This is a genomic window from Sulfurovum sp. TSL6 (assembly GCF_019972115.1).
GTDB lineage: Bacteria > Campylobacterota > Campylobacteria > Campylobacterales > Sulfurovaceae > Sulfurovum.
The window spans coordinates 344,540-365,607 of record NZ_BPFJ01000003.1 but is presented as its reverse complement, the minus strand read 5'-3'; the positions used below and the strand labels follow the sequence as shown (position 1 = coordinate 365,607).

Sequence of the window (21,068 nt, the reverse complement as noted above, 5' to 3'; positions counted from 1 at the left end):
TCACGTTAGTACTGTACTTTCTTCATTCAAAGAAAGCTAAAGAGACTTATCTCTTTTGATAATCAGCACCAAACTGTATTTTTACTCTAAATCTGCTAAAGTTTATCGATACATTCCTAATTTTCTGATATGATTTTATCTAAACTGCGGTTACAAACATTTGAAAAGTGAGAAAACTATTTGCTAATTTATCTTCATATCCCCTACTGTGATTCAAAGTGTCACTACTGTAGCTTTAACACCTATGTCGACAAGTTTGAAACCCAATCTAAATATATGAAAGCCCTCTATCGGCAACTCGCTTTTGAACTACAACGTTTTGATGTTACACCCCAAAGTATAGAAACACTTTTTATAGGTGGAGGTACACCGTCAACGGTAGACCCTGAACTCTATGCTCCCATTTTTGAGCTGCTTCATCCCTACCTGAAAAAGAATGCGGAGATCACCACAGAAGCAAACCCGAATTCTGCCAGCAAAGCGTGGCTTGAGGGTATGAAAAAGCTTGGTGTGAACCGTGTCAGTTTTGGGGTACAAAGCTTTAATGCACAAAAACTCAAAGCACTGAACCGGGCACATAATCCACAACAAGCCAAAGAAGCCATACACACTGCCAAAGAATTGGGATTTGCGCATCTTTCGTTAGATTTGATATACAACTACCAAGGTGACACAAAAGAACTGCTTTTACATGACATAAGTGAAGCCTTCTCTCTACCTATTGACCATATATCTGCCTATGAACTCACCATAGAGGTCGGTACAAAATTTTCGGCTACTCCCGAGGTGAGGCAAGAAGATGAAGATCTTGCTTTTTTTGTCACTGATGAGATAGAAAAACGAGGCTTCAAGGCCTATGAGATCTCAAACTTCGGTACCTATCAAAGCAAACACAATAAAGGGTATTGGGAACTTAAGAACTATATAGGTGCAGGAGCCGGTGCCGTAGGATTTTTAAAAAACAGACGTTACTACCCTCAAACTGATATCGAATCCTATGTTGCAGATCCGCTTAATATCACAGAAGAAGCACTTACACCGGATGAACTGCTGACAGAAAAGATCTTTTTAGGCTTACGTAGCAATATAGGTGTAGAAAAATCTCTTCTTTCAGAAGCAATGATCAAAAAAGCGAATATCCTTTGTGAAAAAAAGAAACTACTTTGCGATGCTACGCATTACTATAATAAGAATTTCTTCCTGAGTGATGAACTCGCACTCTACATTTTAGGATAATTTGATAAAATACAGCAATTAAATTACAAGGTATATTATGTTTGGCATCGGCTTTACCGAGTTACTTCTCATTTCTATTGTTGCGATACTCTTTTTGGGGCCAGATAAACTGCCTCAAGCGATGATAGAGATCGCTAAATTTATCAAAGGTGTAAAAAAGACTGTGGGTGAAGCAAAAAGTTCTCTTGAAGAAGAGATGAAAATCGCAGACCTTAAAGAAGAAGCACTGAGTTATAGAAAACAACTTGATGAGGCAACAAGCGAACTTAAGAATTTTAAAAACATAGATTTTGATGAGTTTGATGAGGAGATCTCAACAGCGTCTCCTAAAGCGATCGCGAAAGATGATCATGAAAATGGGTCTGAGTCAGAGAAAGAGTCATCAGAAGACAAAACCGTTGCCACACAGGTTGAGGCAAAAAATGACACGGTAACATTTAAAAAGCCAAAAAAACAAAAGAAAAAAGAAGCGACCGATGAAACAACAGACAAATCTGAAGGTGACGCATAATGTTTAGTGAACTAAGACCCCACCTTGTTGAACTACGAAAAAGACTCGGACTCTCTGTACTCTCGGTATTTATTGCATTTATCATTGCATTTGTATTTCATGAAGCGATATTGGCGTGGATAACAGCACCTTTGAATGAAGCTTTGGAACAAGTGGCACACCTTTCAAAAAAGGCTGCTGACGGTATGGTTACAACCCACCAGGTGGGTGGTGCATTTTTTGTAGCACTGAAAGTTTCCTTTTTTGCAGGACTACTAGGTGCACTGCCGTTCATGCTTTATCAGATCTGGCTTTTTGTCGCACCTGGTCTCTACAGTAATGAGAAAAAAATGGTACTTCCTTTTGTCATAGGCGGTTCGATCATGTTCTTGGTAGGTGTACTGTTTGCCTACTATGTCGTGACGCCATTTGGGTTTCAGTTCCTCATTACCTTTGGTTCATTCCTTTATACACCGTTGATCAATATCGAAGACTATGTCGGTTTTTTTACAAAGATCATGATGGGATTTGGTATCGCATTTGAACTACCGGTATTTGCCTATTTTTTAGCCCTTCTTGGCCTTGTCACAGACAAAACACTCAAAGACTTTTTTAAATATGCTGTACTGATCATCTTTGTCGTAGCTGCACTGCTTACCCCGCCTGATGTACTGACTCAACTTCTTATGGCTGCACCGCTTGTACTCCTCTATGGTGTCTCTATACTCATCGTGCGTGTGGTAAATCCGCACATTGAAGATGAGGATGAAGAAGAGACAGACGAAGCAGATGAAGAAACTGTTCAAAGTCATACATAATCCTTTCTATGAATGAAGAACTGCTAACAAAAAATTATGACTATGAACTCCCCGAAGGGTTCATAGCTACAACACCAGTTCAGCCCAGGGACCATGCAAAACTTCTGGTCTATGACAGAAAGACAGATACAGTAACCCATACCACTTTTAAACATTTACTAGAGTTTCTACCTCAAGCGTGTGATGTCTTTCTCAATGATACACGTGTCATCAAAGCACGAATCTTTGGTCATAAAAAGTCTGTCAACAATCAGGGTGGAGGCAAAGTAGAGCTTCTCTTTAACAAACCCCTTGATGCACACCATTATCTTGTACTCATAAGAGGTAAGGTCAAGATAGGCACGGAACTACTATTTGATGATGCACTTGTGGCTACCGTGACCGGATTTAATGATGACGGTTCACGTATCGTGACCTTTTCACATCATGGCAAAGAGATTCGCTTTGAAGAACTCGTCTTGATTTTAGACAAGATAGGACACATCCCTTTGCCGCCGTATATGCAAAGAGAAGATAATCAAGAAGATGAGACAGACTATCAAACACTCTTTGCCAAAAATGCAGGTGCTGTTGCTGCCCCTACAGCCTCGCTTCATTTTACCCCTGAACTTTTCGCAGCCTTAGAAAAGAGACACAAGACACATAAAATCACACTCCATGTGGGAGCGGGAACCTTTAAACCTGTCGAAGCTGAAGAGATACTGGACCATCCTATGCACTCTGAATATTTTGAGATCCCTGACGCATCTGCTAAAGTGTTAGACAGTGACACCCCCGTATTAGCCATAGGAACAACAGTAACTAGAACGATAGAGTATTATGCTCGAACCAAAAAAACACACGGAGAGTGTGACCTCTTCTTAAATCCTTCCAATCCACCCCAAAGAGTCACATATCTACTCACCAATTTTCATTTACCCAAAAGCACACTGATCATGCTTGTCTCTTCTTTTATCGGAAGAAAAAAAACGTTAGACTTGTATAAAGAGGCCATAGAGAAAAAGTATAGATTTTTCTCCTATGGGGATGCGATGTTAATACTATAGAAAGGTGCGCCTATGAAAGTTAGATGGAAATATATTTTACTCTTCATTTCAACTCTATTTCTTTTCAGCGGGTGTGCACAGAAAAAACCCTACATCTACCCAAATTATGAAATCATCAAACCTGAAAAAACCTGTAGTCCCAACAGGAATAACATTCAAGAGCTGCTCTACGCTTATCTTGGTAAACCTTACGTCTGGGCAGAAGAAGGGCCTTATGCCTTTGATTGTTCCGGGCTCACCTATAATATCTATGGCTCAATGGGGATAGATATCCCTCGTGTAGCAAGGGAACAGGCAAAAATGGGTAAACATGTGAAGTTTCAAAACTTACATTACGGCGATCTCATCTTCTTTGGTCCTCCAAACAAAAGAAGTAAAACGATCAATCATGTAGGTATCTATCTTGGTGATGGATGGTTCGCACATGCCAGCAGCAAAGAGAGAAAGGTCACAGTCAGTCACTTTGAAAAAGAACCCATCTACGTCAAACGTATGAAAGTGTGTAAACGGTATTTGAGTGAAGATGAACGTGCAAAATATATGAATTGTGATCTCCCTTTGAAAAAGATGGAAATTACAAGTTCACGCTATACGACACCATGGCAGCCAGGCATGAAGCTGCCTAAAAAAGCTGTGCCAAGCTAAAGAATTCATTCAAGTGGATTTAAATACATTCATCTATAATAAAACTATGAAAAAAATCACCCCTCTCTCCCTCACATTTACACTCTTATTGCTGCTTAATGCTTGTAAACCTGATCCTCATCCTAAAAACCCCAATTATGCGATTAACAAACCTATGATAAAGTACGAACCCAGTAAAAAGAGTCTTGCCAAAATGGTGAAACAACTCCAGGGAAGGCCTTATGTGTGGGCGGAGGAAGGACCCAATCAGTTTGACTGCTCCGGGTTTACCTACTATCTGTACGGAAGTATGGGTATAGAGATACCTCGTGTTGCCAGAGAACAGGCTAAAAAAGGAAAGGTGATCAAGATGGATGAGTTGGTCTATGGTGATCTCATCTTCTTTGACACGGACAAAAACCCCAAAGGTAAGATCACCCATGTAGGTATGTATCTGGGAAACGGTTGGTTTACCCATGCAAGTGCCACCGAATATGAGATCGTCTATTCTAACCTGAACACTTCTCCCTATTATAAAAAAAGACTGCGTATCTGTCGTAGATATTTACCTGAAGAAAAAGAAAGAATTGCTATGGATGAGGCAAAACCATGGAAAACAAAAAAAGCGGTAAAAGCCAAAGTCTCCCCTATCACTACTTTGCCTAAAGTAACGAAAAAACATGGCTTAGGGAACTTTTATGTACAGGTAGGTTCCTTTAGTGGAAAACCACAGGATGCTTTGCTTGATCAAATTACAAGAGCCGGGTATCACTATAAACTCATTGAATTTCCTATCAATGGCAAACAGATCTCGAAACTCCTTATAGGACCCTACAGAAAAAGATCTGATGCGGTCGCACTTTTAGGAAATATCAAAAAACAGATCCAAAAAAATGCTTTTATTGCAGAGGTCCGTTAATGGAAAAGCAGCGATCATGCTGCTGCAATATACTTCTCGATGGAACGATTTAATGTTTGTATCCCGGATTTATACTTCTCATCATAATTAGGAAGTAATTCATATTTCTTGTAGAGGATCTGATGCAGTATATCATTGATCAAAGCATGCATATCCTCTGCACCAATAGCGCCTGTTAATCCTCTCATATCTACACATAACATCTTTACCTGTTCATATCGGTGTTCTTTTATCAGTTTAGCAAAGATCTCATCACTTGTACCATAGGCGGTAATAAACTCTTTTAATATTTCACGATAGAGTGCTTCACTGTTATTGGCATGCGTGATACCCTCATTAATATTGATCCCTTGATAGCTGATTTTCTCTTGGGGTTCAACTTCTTTCTTCTCAGATACCATATCCTCAAAGTATAGAGAAAATGCTGTATAGAGTTTACCTATATTGAGCGGTTTTGATAAAAATGCATTGATACCACAGTTGAACATCTTTTCTATTTCGCTGTCCAAGACCAATGCCGTAAATGCAACGATAGGCATAGCATCATACTGACTGTCAAGACGTATCGTTTGTGTGGCTGCAAAGCCATCCATGATCGGCATATTGATATCCATAAGTACCAGGTCAAATGGAATCTCGCTCTGTTTCACCATATCAACAGCCTCTTGTCCATTATTTGCAACACTGATATTCATTTCAGAAAGATGCAACAAGTTAAGCAGTACTTTTTGGTTAATGAGATTGTCTTCTACTATCAGAATATTTTTCCCGGAAAAATCTTTAAAAGAGTGTTGTGTGACACCTTTTGTTTCAATCAAATCTTTTCTGTAGGTTTGTGCCTGTTTCGTTTCATCTTTCTGTTCTTCTTCATATACAGGTACTTTGATATCATACATGTTCACAATCATTTCAAAGACACGTTCTTGATTGAGCGGCTTAAAGAGATGGGCATCGATCACTTCATCCTCAACACTGTTTTGATTGGACTCTAGCAATGAATTGAGGGCGATCACTTTCAGCTCTTTGTCCATCTTGATGTTATTGAGGTACTCGATCAATCTAATATCGAAGAAACGTTCATCTAAAATAACGATATCAAAAGAGGTTAAGTTTGGCATAGTTTTCATGAATTCTTTTTCAGAAAGCACCGTCACATCATGTCTGAAATAGGCAAACATTCTTTTGACAGCCAGAGCTGAATTATAATTACTGTCAACTATAAATACCTTTTTCTCTATCAATGTTTTCTCAGGCAATCGGTACCTTCTCTGATCCGACTTATTTACAATATCAAAAGGCAGGGTCAGCGTAAATGTACTCCCTTTTTCTTCTATACTCTCTACTGTGAGTTTTCCCTTCATCATATCAACCAATGCATGGGCGACAAAAAGACCTAAACCTACATATTTGCCTGTATCGACATCATAATAAGGTACAAATAGATTTTCCAATATTTTAGGATCAATCCCTCTTCCTTTATCAGAGAATTGGAACTGTAACTCCACTTGTTCTTCAAATGAATCAAACATAGAAACTTCTAATTTCACTTCATCTAGATCCATTTGTCCCATGAGGTATTCAAGTAGACTTTTGAGTGTTTGTCCTAGATGCAAAGAGTCTCCCACTAAGTGCCGTGGAACATTTTTATGTATATCAAAAATAAGTTCGACCTTAGCCCCCAAAAATTGTGAGCATATAGATCCTGACACTTCATTCAATACGTTATTAATATTAAACTCTTCATTAACGATCTCAATTTGTTTTGATTTTAACCTAAGAAAATCCAAAAGATCATGGGTAACATCTAAAAGTCTATTTTCAGCGTTGCCTAAGACGGTATCTTTATTTTCGGATATTTTAGAGAGTTGATAGCTTTCTTCAAGTGTTTCTTTCGCGACATTATGAATATTTTCACTCATATTGGCAAGTAAGAGATTTTGATTTCTTTCCATCTCTAACTGTTTCTCGAACATAGACTTGTGTAACTGTTTCAACTTCTGTGTTTGATAAGATGTAACAAATAATATAGCTATACCCACTATTCCCAAAGCGAAGAGAGCAACCCATAGCCAGAAACTTTCCAATCCTGCACCTTGGTCTATCTGTGCATACCCCATACTGCTTAAGCCTACAATGGCCATACTTATTTTATTCAAATGCATACGATATTACCTTATTTTCATAATTGAATATTCTTCATGCTGACATTTCCCTACTATAATTTTATCGAAGGATTTTATTTTTTCACTTATTTAGAAGTATAATATTTTATTTTAGGTCTACCCTAAACAATATATCATTGTTTTCCTACATGCGCCATACCAAACAGATAATGAAAGATGATGAAAGTTTGGGTACAATTTGACTATGAAATTAGCCAGTATAGATGTAGGACTTAAACGTATAGGTGTAGCGATCTGTCTCGATGGCAGTATCGTCATACCTCAAAATGCTATCCTGCGAAAAAACCGTAACCAGGCTGCAAGAGATGTCAAGACTTTTTTGGAGGAGTGGGAGATAGACAAACTGATTGTAGGTCTGCCAAAAGATGCTGAGAGTTCTGAAGAGATGGAAAGGCGTATCAAGCATTTTGTTTCACTGCTTGACCTGGACATCGAAGTAGCCTATCAGGATGAACAGAGTTCAAGTATTGAAGCCAAAGAACTTACGATGGGCCAGTTTAAACACAAAAAAGATGGTAAACTTGACTCCATTGCTGCAAAGATCATCTTGGAACGATGGCTTGGAGCGTAAAAATCAGAGTTTCTTCTTTAATCCCTGAATTCTCTTGTATGCTTTGTTGATACTCTCCTCTGTCACCTCTCCGCTTTGAATCAATAACATGATAGTGTCTACCAGTTTTTTTGTACTGACCGTTTTTTTAGGATCAAGCTGGTTCCCTATCAGCAAGATGTCATCTCCTGCATTGATCGCTAACTTTAGTGTATTTCTTAACCCATACTTTTGGCTGATCGCACCCATTTGAAGGTCATCCGTGATCACCACACCATGATAGCCCAGTTTCCAACGTAACAGCTTTGTGATCGTCTCGTAAGAGAGACTTGCGGGGTATTTGGGATCTATTTTTTGGTTAAAGACATGGGCAACCATGACGGTGTCTGCCTTGTCTTTTAAAAGTCTATAAGGTTCTAATTCAAGTTCTTGCCAAAGGTTCGTAATATCCACAAAACCTTTATGTGTATCACCCACCGAAGAACCATGTCCGGGAAAATGCTTGATTGAGGTAAGGACCCCATTGCTGTGCATGGCATCGATAAATGTAGAGGCATACGCTGCTACCACTTTGGGATCCTTACCAAAGGAACGTCCTAAGCCATGAATGACATGGTTTTTCCTGTTGATATCCAGATCCACTACAGGTGCAAGATCGTAATTGATCCCTACACTGCTAAGTTCCTCACTCATTTTTGTATAGGTTTCTTTTATTGTACTTTGATCCATTCTGATCACATCAGAAGCTTTAGGAAAATTACCGTAAAAACCGTATTTGCTTTTCAGTCTCTGCACCTTTCCACCTTCTTGATCTACAGCAATGAGTAATTTTCCATCACTGCTGCATGCCTGCAGTTCTTTGGTCAGACTTGCTAATTGTTTTTTTGTGGCAATATTCTTTGGCTTATTTTTATCCACAGGGTTATAGTCAAATAAAATGACCGCACCAAGATTATATTGTTGTATATCTTTACATATTTGACTCTCTTTTGATGCATGTGTACCATGAAAACCGACCATAAGCATTTGGCCTATTCTTTTTTCCAGTGCAAATTCCTGCGCCGATAGTGACATTAATGCAAGCATAACCGATAATAAAACTTTTTTTATCATAAAAAACTTCCTTCATATAGTCCCACTATTATAGTGTAACTACTCTTTATTTGCATACGGTTAACCTTCATATAATACACTACACTTACAAGAGCATCGAGGGACACCTAAAATCTTCCCCCTCCCTTTTATAAAGTATTTTAGGACTCCTTTTAAAAACATTTTCTCCTTTGTCCCAAAGATGCTCTTAGAAAAGTACTTGATCCATTTTTTACCGCTTTTATTTATAATACAATCTTCTATTAGTGTTCAGTTAACCTTATACTATTATAATATTTTTACAAGAGCATCATATAGAAATAGACCTCTCTCCCCCCTATTATTTGTAAGGTCTATTTTAATATCATTTTTCCCTCCCCTTTTAGATTCTATGATGCTCTTTGAAAAAAACTTTTACATAAAATCGAACCAATTACACAATTTTTACATCTTCATAGTGTATAATCTATAAAATCATCTATAAAGGCTCATTTTATGAAAAAATTATTCTCAACATTCCTTCTACTCCTGTCACTCTTCACCTATACGCAAGCAGCAGGGAGCCAAACACCACTAGCAGAAATGACGATGACAGACATTACGGGAAAAACCTATGATATCACAGGTACTGAACAAGGATTCAACATAAAAGGTCTTGAAGGGAAAGTGATCTTTTTAGAGTTTTTTGGACATAAATGTCCTCCTTGCCTGGCTTCAATTCCACATTTAATTAAGCTTCAAAAAAAACATAAAGACAATTTAGCCATTGTCTCTATAGAAGTACAAGGCTATACTCACGAAGAAGTCAAAGGGTTTGCTAAAGAGAAAGGGATGAACTACATTGTAGTCTCTGAGGAGAAAGCATCCGAATTTGTAAATTATATCCAGCAAAGAGCACAATGGAGAGGAAGTATTCCTTTCTTAGTAGCCCTGGACACTAAAGGTGATGTACAATTTGTACAAGCAGGTATGCTTCCGGAATCATCACTCGAAGAACTCATTTCACAACTTTCCAAAACAACCAAATAGTCTATCTTCTATCTCCCTCTTCACACAGGGAGATAGTTTTACCGAGATAATCTTACGATACCATTTTGTATAGTGATGATCCCCTCAAGTTCTGCTTCATACACCCTGTCACCAAATTTTTTGAGACTCTCTTCAAAAGTAGGTGTCTTTTGGCAAAAATAAAAAAAATCATCTTTTTCCAGCCCATCATCTGCGATCTGTCCAAAAGTAGAAGCAAATGCTTCTATATCGTGTATGGCTGTAGCCTTCATAGTATGTAACAAGTGATTCGTACCCAGACTTTCGTCAAGTCTTTGAGGAAGTACAAATATCTTTTTGCCCATCTTTAACGCATACTCAACTGAACGCATTGAACCACTATTTAGATCTGCTTCTGTAACAATAAGAGTATCCCCAAGTGCAACGACGAGCTCATTCCGTACCACAAAACTCCATCCTGTTGCTCTGAAGCCATCATTAAACTGGCTAAGTACAAGTCCCTTATTCTCTATACTTTCTATAAGATTTTGATTGACTGCAGGGTAGCGTATATCCAAGCCGCTTGCTACCACTGCAATGGTATTTTCCTCTCCTGCTCCAGCGTGGGCTATAGTATCTACACCCATGGCTGCTCCACTGACTACGCACACCCCTCGTTTGGCTAAAGCATTGGCAAGCGTGTAGGTACACTGTCGTGTGTAGTTTGAGGGTCGCCTTGTTCCCACTATAGAGACTTTAGGCCGTTGCAGTAGATCCAGGTTACCCTTATAAAAAAGAGTAGAAGGATACTTCTTCATTTCCTCCAAAGTGGGTATATATTGAGTGAGTATTTGACTCATACGATGCCTTTTTTACCTATGATATCATAGAGGCATATCCAGAATTAAAAATATTTCATATTGTCATACTTTTGAAAAGAGTATGGCAATTCATATTGTGCCCAACTAAAAGGAGAGAATACTCTTGGAGTGTATATTATTGATAAAGTTCATCTATATAAACCAATTCTACCTCATTGAAAATATCTGCTGCACCTGAGAGCGCTTTCAGGGTCATTTTATGCGGATGCCCTATAGCAATAGCATAACCTCTTTTCTTTGCTATCTTCACTGCCTTTTGAAGCTGTCTGTGAATATAAAGCACATGATGTTCATTGTCTATAAAGACATCTCTTGCCACATAGGCATCACCAAAATCTTCTGTGATCCTAGGTACTTTGGTCGAAGCGATCGTCCGACTATCCACAAAGACAAAACCCTCTTTACGAAGTGCTGTATACAGTGTCTGCATCGCAGTATAATTGTCAGTAAACACAGAACCTGTATGGTTGTTAATATAACGTGCCGTAGGGAAAAGTACTCTAAGCTCTTTCACTCTGGCTTCTATCTGCTCTTTGCCGAAGGTCGTTATGAGTGTTTTAGTCTGTTTATTGAACTGTGCCCTTCCAGATTCCATTGGCAAATGAATCATATAATGTTCCAATCCTTTGGCTAAGTGATGTGATGTCATGGAGCGCTCTGATGGTGGAAATATGGATGGAGTGATCTTTAGCCCTGTTGCCTGTATCTTACTAAGTTGTCTTCTGTTTGACACATCATCTATAATGATCGCGAGTTTCGGCTTTTCACACTCAGAGGACAATAGCACTCTGTTGTACTGCTTCCTCTGCGGTACATCTTCTTTAGTGATTATCCTTTCTACTTTTACCTTTTTATCGATCAAAGGTTTAGTAGGTATTTGTCTATCTTTATTTTGTTCTTGAGGTTTTTGTGTTTTGATCTTTGAGAGATCTTCTAAAAGTTTTCTTTTGCTTTCTTTTTCATTTGTTTTAGAGATCTGTACTTTCGGGGTATAACTATTGAGCCTATCTTGCTGCCCTAAAAAATATCCAAAAACCACCATAGCTATCATCAAAAATACACCTAGAACGATAAAAATACTTTTTTTTAAAGTAGAACCTTTTGTACTCTTTCTGCCTCTTCTCTTTTGTACTGGCTTTTTTCTGGGAGAAGATTTTGTCTTTGTTTTTTTGGATTGATTTGCCATAAAGTTCACTAGTGTTTAAATTTCGCCTATTGTAACAAAGTAGCATTAAGAATGAGATATAAAATTTTACGTGGTTAAAAAAAGCTAAAGAAATAAAACGAACTGAAGATTTTTGGTTAGTTGTGCTTAGATTTGTGTGCTTGGGTAAAAGAGCATACGTCAGTATGTAACTGCACCCATCACATAAAGATGAGTGCAAAGAACCAAAAAGACTAGTTAGTCTCTTGGTCTACGATTTTGTTTGCTGATATCCAAGGCATCATTTCACGAAGTTTATTACCAGTTTTAGTGATAAGTTTTTCTTTGTCATTGTTACGCTCAGCATTCATACGAGGGTAACCTGCTTGACCTTCAAGGATAAAGTCTTTAGCAAATCTACCATCTTGGATCTCTGTCAAGATATCTTTCATCGCTTGTTTTGACTCAGCGTTGATAACTCTCTTACCAGAAACATAATCACCGTACTCAGCTGTGTTTGAGATAGAGTATCTCATGTCAGCGATTCCACCTTCGAACATAAGGTCAACGATAAGTTTAAGCTCGTGAAGACATTCAAAGTATGCAAGTTCTGGAGCATAACCCGCTTCAGTTAACGTTTCGAAACCAGCTTGTACAAGTGAAGCAGCTCCACCACAAAGTACTGCCTGCTCTCCAAATAGATCTGTTTCAGTTTCATCTTTGAAAGTTGTTTCGATAATTGCAGTTCTACCACCACCGATAGCTGATGCATAAGAAAGTGCCAACTCTTTAGTCGTACCAGATGGGTTTTGACCTACAGCGATAAGATCTGGGATACCACCACCTCTTACAAACTCAGAACGTACAGTGTGTCCTGGTGCTTTTGGTGCGATCATTGTAACGTTAATGTCTGCTCTTGGAATGATTCTTCCATAGTGAATGTTAAATCCATGTCCAAATGCGATAGTAGCACCCTCTTTAAGGTTTGGTTCGATCTCGTTTTTATAGATCTCAGCTTGGTTTTCATCCGGAAGAAGGATCATAACTACGTCCGCTTTTGCTGTAGCATCTGCAACACAAAGTACTTCAAAGTCTTTAGCCGCAGCTTTTTTCCAAGAAGAACCACCTTCTCTTGCACCAATAACAACATTTACACCTGAATCTCTAAGGTTTTCTGCATGTGCGTGCCCTTGTGAACCGAAACCGATCATTGCTACTGTTTTTGACTTGATGATGTTGATATCACAATCTTTGTCATAATATACATTTAAAGTTGACATTTATTATCCTTGATGTACGAAGTACGAAAATTTTCGCGATTATATCCAAATATAACTTATTATCGTAAATTTTATCTACAATTATCTTTTATGATATAATAAATCTTTATATGGAAAAGGAGTGAATTTGATCGAATTTCTCAACGAAACTGTTTTATGGTGGCACTGGATCGTTTTTGGTATAGCATTGCTTATTTGGGATATGAGCATGGGGACATTTTTTGTCCTTGGACTGGGTGTCGCTGCAATCATAGTAGGTATACTTGATACCTTTTTTGACACTTCTTTTACAATGGAACTTACCATTTGGATGATACTCTCAATACTGGTTATTGCTGTATGGTTCAAGTGGTTTAGAGAAGCGCCTGTCACTGAAAGCGGACAGTCAAACTATAGACTCGATACCTTAGGTGTGGTTATGGAAGATATACAGCCGCATAGCAGAGGCAAAGTCACTTTTGACACACCTGTGCTGGGGAACACTTCTTGGCATGCGATCTCTAAAGTTGATATAGACAAAGGCACGCGTGTGAAGATCGTACAGATCAATGGACAACTGATAGAAGTTGAACCTCTCACTACAAACTAACTCAAGGAAAAAAAATGGAAATGTTAAATATCGTTGCTATACTGGTCATTGCGGTCATTGTTACACTTTACAAAGGGATCAATATCGTTCCTCAGGGAGAAGAGTGGGTAGTAGAGAGACTGGGTAAATTTACGCGAACACTTACACCCGGACTCAATCTTATCATCCCTTATCTTGAATCCGTAAGAGAGCGTGTATCTACAAGAGACCTTATTTTGGACATTCCTGAACAAGAGGTCATTACGAAAGACAATGCTGTTATCCACACCAATGCAGTCACTTTTGCACGTGTGACCAACCCTAGAGATGCCATCTATGGTATCGAGGATTTTAGAGTTGCCATACAGCAGCTGGTCATGACCACACTACGTTCTATTTTAGGTGAAATGGACTTGGATGAAGCACTTTCCAACCGTGAACACATCAAAAGTAAACTGAAAGACTCTATTATCGATGATGTTGCAGACTGGGGTGTGACAGTGAAGTCTGTCGAGATACAAGATATCAATCCAAGTGAATCGATGCAAGACTCTATGGAGAGACAAGCAGCGGCAGAGAGAGAAAGACGTGCTATAGAGACGACAGCAGAAGGTAACAAAAATGCTGCGATCCTCGAAGCAGACGGTAAACTTGAAGCAGCAAAAAGGGAAGCAAAGGCACAGATAGCCCTGGCAAATGCTTCTGCAGAAGCTATTAGACTCATCTCTGACAACATACAAGACAAAGAACTTCCTGCCATGTTTTTACTGGGAGACAGATATATTAATTCTTTAGAACAGATCAGTAAAAGTGAGAATTCGAAATTTGTTATCTACCCTGCGGATCTACAGGGTGCGATTAAAGGTATGCTGGGGAATGTATTTAAAAAGTAACTGATTTTCCAGAAAGCATAAAACCTTATAAAATACTCTATTTATGAGGTTTTACATATAAAGTATTGCTCGGTTTTTACTTTATTCCAAAGTTGAACACCCTGAAACTGATACTGCATATGATTCCACTCGAGTGGTCATTATAGTGCTAGTGCTGCTTACATCTTTACTACCACACATCTTCCCACAAAGACCATACACAATATTTTACAAGTTACTAGTTCAGAATATCATTTTAAGAACCTTATTCAATGATATCTTTTATACAGTTTTCTCTACACAAAAATTCTTCTTAAAATAAAAATGATTATTTTTTATACAATTATATGAACACTATTAAGACAAAAACTTATTATACTTTTCATAAGCAAATTATATAGCTGAAATAAACGTTATATACTGCGGGACAACGGAGTGATGATTATGTCTATCATCAAGAGGCAATCAGGTTATAGGATAATTTTTTACCTATAAGAATATTATGAATTAAAAAAAGGAATGAAAATGTCAAAACTACTAATCAAAACATGGAGTGATCAATGTCTTATTTAATGCCTACGGAATTTGTGAAGAAAATGGTTGACTCTGGTGAGTCAAAAGTATATATGTCTACGAAAGATACACTGATACGAGCTTACATGGCGGGAGCAATTTTAGCACTAGCTGCTGTATTTGCAATTACTGTTGCGATGAAAACTGGTTCAGGTCTTGTTGGTGCAGCGTTCTTCCCTGTTGGGTTTATTATGCTTTATTTAATGAGCTTTGATTTATTGACAGGTGTATTTGTATTGGTGCCGTTGGCATGGATCGATAAACGACCAGGGGTGACTATAGGTCAGATACTTAGAAACTGGGGTCTAGTGGGACTTGGTAACCTTCTAGGTGCGTTAACGGTTGCGTTTATGAGTGCTTTCATATTTACATACGGTTTTGATACGGATGGTGGTGCTATTGCTCAAAAAGTTGCAGGTATCGGTGAAGCAAGAACACTGGGTTATCAAGCGCACGGTATTTCTGGTTGGTTTACGGTATTCATCCGTGGAATGCTTTGTAACTGGATGGTAGCAATGGGTGTTGTAGGTGCGATGATCTCAACAACTGTGAGCGGTAAAGCTATCGCTATGTGGATGCCGATCATGCTGTTCTTCTTTATGGGCTTTGAACACTCGATCGTTAACATGTTCCTTTTCCCATTCTCTTTGATCATGGGTGGTGACTTTACAGTAGTAGATTACCTGCTTTGGAATGAACTACCGGTTGCATTGGGTAACCTAACGGGTGGTCTTCTCTTTACTGGATTGACTCTTTATGCAACACACGTAAGAACTGGAGCAAAACGTGAATTGAGCATCAAAGCAAAAGACGCTTCAGCTGCGTAAGCTGAAGTCTATAAAACACTATTAAAAAGGATATATTATATGAAAAAAATAGAGATGACTGAAGCAATAGTCCTGGCAAGAAAAAGTGCCAAGATGAGCTGGGAAGCGTTAGCTGAGAAAGTTGGTCTATCGACCACTTTCGTTACTTCAGCTTGTTTGGGGATGAACAGCCTAAAAAAGGAACCTGCAGAAAAACTGTGTGAAGCACTTGGTTTAGATGAAGAAGTGGCGATCACTTTACAGGAATATCCTAACAAAACCTGGGACTTTACGATACCTCAGGATCCTCTAGTCTATCGTCTGTATGAAGTGGTCGGAGTTTATGGTGAAACGATCAAAGAGATCGTTGGTGAAAAGTTCGGAGATGGTATTATGAGTGCCATTGATTTCTCTTTGGACATAGACAAAGAAGAAAACCCATTGGGTGACAGGGTTGTGATCACCATGAATGGTAAATTTTTACCTTATAAATCATGGTAATGTAGTGATAAAAGATTAATTCCGACAGGTCTTAATCTTTTGCTACAATAAAAAATAAGATCGAAAAGTTTTGAATTAAGGGCTTTTTCACATTGAAAAGATTTTAATTAAATACTTATAAAACTGAATCTGACTCTATATAAAGTTTAGGCTCAATAAGGTTACTTAACAACATGGAAAAGCAATTAACAATATCTATTGGCGAACATTCCACTAAAGGACGTAAAGAGGTAAATCAAGATTTTCATGATATTTGTATACCTCAAGAACCCCAATTGACCTATAAAGGGATTGCCATTGCTTTAGCTGATGGAATCAGCAGCAGTAAAGTAAGTCAAACGGCCAGTAAAACATCCGTTACCTCATTTTTAATGGATTATTTTAGTACACCTGAATCCTGGTCTGTGCAAAAATCTGCACAACGTGTGATTACTGCGACCAACTCATGGCTCTATGCACAAACAAAACAAAGCCAATACTATTATGATGCCAATAAAGGCTATGTCTGTACCTTTAGTGCTATGGTGATCAGGTCAACGACAGCCCATATTTTTCATGTAGGTGATGCACGTATCTATCAATTGAGAAATAATGAAATGGAGCAGTTGACTGAAGATCATCGCATGTGGATCTCACAAGAAAAAAGTTATCTTGGTCGTGCCTTGGGTGTTGATTCAGATCTGAAAATTGATTACGATACTGTACCAGTAGAAATAGATGACATTTTTTTATTTATGACAGATGGCGTCTATGAATATGTCAGCGCTGACCTTATGATAAGTATCATAGAGCAAAGCAATGGTGATCTGAATGCTGCAGCAAAACACATAGTAGAGACAGCCTATGAAAAAGGCAGTGATGACAATTTGACCATTCAGCTTGTAAAAGTAAATACACTGCCCGATAAAGATGCCAACGAGATCCAAAAACAATTGAGTGAAAAACCCTTGCCGCCACTGCTTGAAGCACGAATGGACTTTGATGGGTACAAGATCATTCGTGAGTTGAGTGCCAGCAGTAGAAGTCATGTCTACCTGGCGGTTGATACCCAAACGGATACGCAAGTTGTTCTCAAAACACCTTCCATTGACCTCAGTGAAGACCAGGCTTATCTCGAACGATTTTTACTTGAAGAATGGATCGCCATACGTATGAATAATGCACATTTGGTCAAATCCTATCTGCAGACGCGTGAACGTAACTATATTTATAATGTGACAGAATTTATCGATGGTCAGACCTTGACGCAGTGGATGATCGATAACCCAAACCCAGACATAGAAACTGTCCGTGAAATTGCAGAACAGATAGCCAAAGGCTTGCTCGCACTGCATCGTCAAGAAATGATACATCAGGATCTGAGGCCTGAAAATATCATGATCGACACTACAGGAACGGTAAAGATCATTGATTTTGGTTCAACCAGGGTTGAAGGGATCGTGGAAAGCAATGCCTATATAAAACAGGAGAATATACTTGGAACGGCACCCTACACTGCACCAGAATATTTTCTTGGATACATTGGATCATCAAGGTCCGATCTTTTCTCCTTGGCAGTGATCGTCTATCAGATGATTACCGGTGAGCTTCCTTACGGCACACAGGTCGCTAAATCTACAACAAAAGCAGCCCAAAGAAAATTGAAATATAAACACTTGAATCCTGATATCCATGAAGTGCCACTGTGGGTCGATGAGGTACTGAAAAAAGCATTGGAACCAAACCCCTATAAACGTTATGGAGAATTGTCGGAGTTTTTGTATGACTTACGGCACCCCAATAAAGCCTTTTTAAATAAGTCCAGACCACCATTGTTAGAACGCAACCCGGTACTTTTGTGGAAGATGATCTCTTTAGGCTTATCCGTCATCATTGTAGTATTGTTAAATCAATGATACTCAGATCATTTGCAAGCTAAAACCGGTTAGATTAAAAATGATTATTTTTTATACAGTCTCCTAAATAAAAGTGTTTATATTAAGACTATACTAGTGACATGAAAACTATGAAGGAACCTTATCATCCTTTTTTTATACTTCTGGTTTTCTAGTAACTTTTTTTAGATTGTATCATTCAATCTTGTCTGTATACTTCCTATAGTCTTGTCCAAAGCTTAAAAAGTTACTTTCCTCAAAATCACCCTATATATCCATTCAGTTTATTCTAACTGCCTTGAGAGTATGAAAAAAGTTAAAGATCAGATGAAATGTTTGATGATCTTTTAGCGTTGTTAGGTCTAAAAAAAGATACAAAAGATTACTATATTCGCATAAAAAAAATAAATCGGACAAATTTTATCCTATTTAAAGCTATCTTTGCTATAACAGTGAATAAACAACATAAACTAAAGGACACGATCATGACAAACAATGAAGTAACGTCTCAAAAAGAAAATAAAGCGTATGAAGTCATATCCTTCACAGATATGGTAGCATTTAACTACACCCTCCCCGACAATGAAGAACCACAAACCATAGAACATGAACTTACCTTCATTTGGGAAGATACGATTGAAAAGTTTATAGAAGAACATGGTATCGATAAACCTTACAAGGTACATACTTTTAAACGCGAAAGAGAACAAAAATTTTTCATTGAACGGATAGAAGGTCAAACTGAAGAACTCATAGACGAGGTCGAAGAAGAAATAGCCAACAAAATGAAGTTTGGCTTTGAGTTTAGTGGACAACTGCATAATGACGACTAAATAATGTTCCTTGCTTCCATCGCCACCGATTGGAATGTACACCTGTAGTAGTAACTTCAATTATCAATTGCTTATTTGTCGTATTGATGTATGCGTCCCTATCATCACGATGGGGACGCGTTAAAAAAATTTTTAATGCTGATTATAATCCTTATAAAAGGTTCTATATAGGAGGCTTTATAATGAAAATATCTTACTTTGAAAAGTGCTGATAGTCTTTCACACCCGACCAGTCTCCACCCCACTTCCAACCATATTTTTTAAATAGCTGAACGGCTTTATCACCTTTCAACAAAACCGCTCTATCTGCATAGGTAGACTTTTTATGGACTCTCTTTCTATAGGGTGCCGATGCTTTATGGGAGATATATCCTTTTCTTGAAATATACGGATTTTCTATGGGGTTGATATCTATGGCTTTCCCGTAAGAGTGTTTGGACCATGTTTTACTGCCGGTTGCAGTACGGCAATTAAAAGCGGAGGTGTTGTCTGACTCTATAGAGTCCCAGTCATTGCCTTTATAGTCACTTACCAACCTCATTTTCTTGATAGGATACTCCATCTTATACAGTGCTTGAAAGATCTCTGTCACCTCAACAGATACCTCTTTATGCACGATGATCTCACCCATCTTCTCTTCACCATTGAAATTGATATGTTTGATGCGTAAATAACGCAGATCCTGTAGGCCTACAGGACAACCTTCTTTCCAGGAGTTTCCTTTTATCATACGCTTTTTTATGTCAGGCGTAATAGGTGAGATACTTGAACGATATTCAGCCCATACAGCTGAAGTCAATACAAAGATGAGAGTTATTATTTTAATCATGATATTATTATAACACAGCCTGTGATTTACCTTCGGTTTGTACCAGTATGGTATATTAAAATAAAAATAACTATTTTAAGGATAGAACACAATGGAACAATTTAAAACCTATGCCCTAATGACAGGGCTTACCCTTCTGTTTATCTGGTTTGGAGGAATGATAGCCGGCCAGACAGGGATGATCATCGCTTTCCTTGCCGCAGCCGGGATGAACTTTTATGCCTATTACTATAGTGACACACAAGTGTTAAAACATTACCATGCCATACCTGTAGACCATAACAATGCTACAGGACTCTATGAGATCGTAGAAAGACTCACACATCGTGCCAATCTACCGATGCCTGCACTCTACATCATTCCTGAAGAACAGCCCAATGCCTTTGCCACAGGTAGAGACTATGAGCATGCTGCAGTGGCTGTTACCGAAGGGCTTTTACATATGATGACCGAGGAAGAGGTGGAAGCCGTTATCGCACATGAACTCAGCCACATCAAACACTACGATATGCTCATCGGTACTGTGACTGCGACTATTGCCGGAGCTATAGCTATGTTAGCACAGTTTGGTATGTTCTTTGGTGGAGGAGACAGGGACAGACCTAACCTTTTTGTGACACTTGCACTGATGCTCATTATGCCTTTGGCCGCGAGTCTCATACAAATGACTGTGAGCAGAAACCGTGAATTTATGGCAGATGCCGGTGCAGCAAGAATGACAGGGCATCCTGAATGGCTGCAGAGTGCCTTGGCTAAACTGGACAATTATGCTCGAAAAACTGTTTTGCATGACGCAGACCCTCAAACAGCACATATGTTCATCATCAACCCTTTTACGGGGAAAGATATGTCACTCAAACAACTCTTTAGTACACACCCAAGTACGGAACAAAGAATAGAGAGACTTGAAGCGTTAAAGTAATATAATTACCCTTGATTAAACAAACAAACTGTTTATTTTA

The 21,068-nt window shown here is 38.5% G+C and carries 21 protein-coding genes; 15 read left to right on the top strand and 6 right to left on the bottom strand.

What is annotated here, in order from left to right; translation table 11 throughout:
* The first annotated feature begins 180 nt into the window (after positions 1-180).
* From hemW to LDM93_RS10770, 6 genes are read left to right on the top strand one after another with little or no spacing between them, the layout of a single operon-like run.
* Complete coding sequence (hemW, locus tag LDM93_RS10795) at positions 181-1,236, top strand: radical SAM family heme chaperone HemW (protein WP_223892413.1); 1,056 nt, start codon at positions 181-183, stop codon at positions 1,234-1,236.
* A 37-nt stretch (positions 1,237-1,273) separates the two neighbouring features.
* Complete coding sequence (gene tatB / locus LDM93_RS10790) at positions 1,274-1,747, top strand: Sec-independent protein translocase protein TatB (protein ID WP_223892412.1); 474 nt, start codon at positions 1,274-1,276, stop codon at positions 1,745-1,747.
* Complete coding sequence (gene tatC / locus LDM93_RS10785; protein WP_223892411.1) at positions 1,747-2,544, top strand: twin-arginine translocase subunit TatC; 798 nt, start codon at positions 1,747-1,749, stop codon at positions 2,542-2,544. The genes tatB and tatC overlap by 1 nt, the downstream gene beginning before the upstream one ends.
* Positions 2,545-2,552: 8 nt before the next feature.
* Positions 2,553-3,590 carry a tRNA preQ1(34) S-adenosylmethionine ribosyltransferase-isomerase QueA gene (queA, locus tag LDM93_RS10780; protein WP_223892410.1) on the top strand — a complete coding sequence of 346 codons (1,038 nt, stop codon included), beginning with the start codon at positions 2,553-2,555 and terminating at the stop codon, positions 3,588-3,590.
* 12 nt (positions 3,591-3,602) lie between these two features.
* Positions 3,603-4,235: a C40 family peptidase gene (locus LDM93_RS10775; RefSeq protein WP_223892409.1), complete on the top strand. Its 633-nt coding sequence runs from the start codon at positions 3,603-3,605 to the stop codon at positions 4,233-4,235.
* A 46-nt stretch (positions 4,236-4,281) separates the two neighbouring features.
* A complete protein-coding gene (locus LDM93_RS10770; RefSeq protein ID WP_223892408.1) occupies positions 4,282-5,133 on the top strand; it encodes an NlpC/P60 family protein in 852 nt (283 codons plus the stop codon).
* Positions 5,134-5,147: 14 nt separating this feature from the next.
* On the opposite strand, the gene LDM93_RS10765 is transcribed toward LDM93_RS10770, so the two are convergent.
* The gene (locus LDM93_RS10765) at positions 5,148-7,295 is read right to left on the bottom strand and encodes a response regulator (RefSeq protein WP_223892407.1); all 2,148 of its coding nucleotides are present in this window, start codon (positions 7,293-7,295) and stop codon (positions 5,148-5,150) included.
* A 205-nt stretch (positions 7,296-7,500) separates the two neighbouring features.
* Between LDM93_RS10765 and ruvX the strand changes: the two genes are divergently transcribed.
* The gene (gene ruvX / locus LDM93_RS10760; RefSeq protein WP_223892406.1) at positions 7,501-7,887 is read left to right on the top strand and encodes a Holliday junction resolvase RuvX; all 387 of its coding nucleotides are present in this window, start codon (positions 7,501-7,503) and stop codon (positions 7,885-7,887) included.
* A 3-nt stretch (positions 7,888-7,890) separates the two neighbouring features.
* Here the strand turns inward: ruvX and LDM93_RS10755 are convergent, their stop codons facing one another.
* Positions 7,891-8,979 (bottom strand): glycoside hydrolase family 3 protein, encoded by a 1,089-nt coding sequence (locus LDM93_RS10755; protein WP_223892405.1) that lies wholly within the window; start codon positions 8,977-8,979, stop codon positions 7,891-7,893.
* 474 nt (positions 8,980-9,453) lie between these two features.
* On the opposite strand from LDM93_RS10755, the gene LDM93_RS10750 reads away from it, so the two are divergent.
* Positions 9,454-9,987 (top strand): TlpA disulfide reductase family protein, encoded by a 534-nt coding sequence (locus LDM93_RS10750; RefSeq protein ID WP_223892404.1) that lies wholly within the window; start codon positions 9,454-9,456, stop codon positions 9,985-9,987.
* A 38-nt stretch (positions 9,988-10,025) separates the two neighbouring features.
* Here LDM93_RS10750 and LDM93_RS10745 read toward each other — a convergent pair whose 3' ends face one another.
* The 3 genes from LDM93_RS10745 to ilvC form a co-directional block, all read right to left on the bottom strand.
* Positions 10,026-10,805: a DNA-processing protein DprA gene (locus tag LDM93_RS10745; RefSeq protein ID WP_223892403.1), complete on the bottom strand. Its 780-nt coding sequence runs from the start codon at positions 10,803-10,805 to the stop codon at positions 10,026-10,028.
* 136 nt (positions 10,806-10,941) lie between these two features.
* A complete protein-coding gene (locus LDM93_RS10740; protein ID WP_223892402.1) occupies positions 10,942-12,012 on the bottom strand; it encodes a divergent polysaccharide deacetylase family protein in 1,071 nt (356 codons plus the stop codon).
* Between the two features lie 212 nt (positions 12,013-12,224).
* The gene (ilvC, locus tag LDM93_RS10735) at positions 12,225-13,250 is read right to left on the bottom strand and encodes a ketol-acid reductoisomerase (RefSeq protein ID WP_223892401.1); all 1,026 of its coding nucleotides are present in this window, start codon (positions 13,248-13,250) and stop codon (positions 12,225-12,227) included.
* Positions 13,251-13,377: 127 nt separating this feature from the next.
* Between ilvC and LDM93_RS10730 the strand changes: the two genes are divergently transcribed.
* From LDM93_RS10730 to LDM93_RS10705, 6 genes are all read left to right on the top strand, one after another.
* On the top strand, positions 13,378-13,839 hold the full coding sequence (locus LDM93_RS10730) for an NfeD family protein (RefSeq protein WP_223892400.1): 462 nt from the start codon (positions 13,378-13,380) through the stop codon (positions 13,837-13,839).
* 14 nt (positions 13,840-13,853) lie between these two features.
* Complete coding sequence (locus tag LDM93_RS10725; RefSeq protein WP_223892399.1) at positions 13,854-14,711, top strand: SPFH domain-containing protein; 858 nt, start codon at positions 13,854-13,856, stop codon at positions 14,709-14,711.
* A 539-nt stretch (positions 14,712-15,250) separates the two neighbouring features.
* Positions 15,251-16,090, top strand: coding sequence for a formate/nitrite transporter family protein (locus tag LDM93_RS10720; protein ID WP_223892398.1), 840 nt, complete (start codon positions 15,251-15,253; stop codon positions 16,088-16,090).
* 39 nt (positions 16,091-16,129) lie between these two features.
* Positions 16,130-16,570 carry a cyanase gene (gene cynS / locus LDM93_RS10715; protein WP_223892397.1) on the top strand — a complete coding sequence of 147 codons (441 nt, stop codon included), beginning with the start codon at positions 16,130-16,132 and terminating at the stop codon, positions 16,568-16,570.
* Positions 16,571-16,743: 173 nt separating this feature from the next.
* Positions 16,744-18,465, top strand: coding sequence for a bifunctional protein-serine/threonine kinase/phosphatase (locus LDM93_RS10710; protein WP_223892396.1), 1,722 nt, complete (start codon positions 16,744-16,746; stop codon positions 18,463-18,465).
* 464 nt (positions 18,466-18,929) lie between these two features.
* Positions 18,930-19,277, top strand: coding sequence for a hypothetical protein (locus LDM93_RS10705; protein ID WP_223892395.1), 348 nt, complete (start codon positions 18,930-18,932; stop codon positions 19,275-19,277).
* A 193-nt stretch (positions 19,278-19,470) separates the two neighbouring features.
* Here LDM93_RS10705 and LDM93_RS10700 read toward each other — a convergent pair whose 3' ends face one another.
* A complete protein-coding gene (locus LDM93_RS10700; protein ID WP_223892394.1) occupies positions 19,471-20,106 on the bottom strand; it encodes a M15 family metallopeptidase in 636 nt (211 codons plus the stop codon).
* 91 nt (positions 20,107-20,197) lie between these two features.
* Between LDM93_RS10700 and htpX the strand changes: the two genes are divergently transcribed.
* The gene (gene htpX, locus LDM93_RS10695; RefSeq protein ID WP_223892393.1) at positions 20,198-21,028 is read left to right on the top strand and encodes a zinc metalloprotease HtpX; all 831 of its coding nucleotides are present in this window, start codon (positions 20,198-20,200) and stop codon (positions 21,026-21,028) included.
* Positions 21,029-21,068 lie beyond the last annotated feature (40 nt).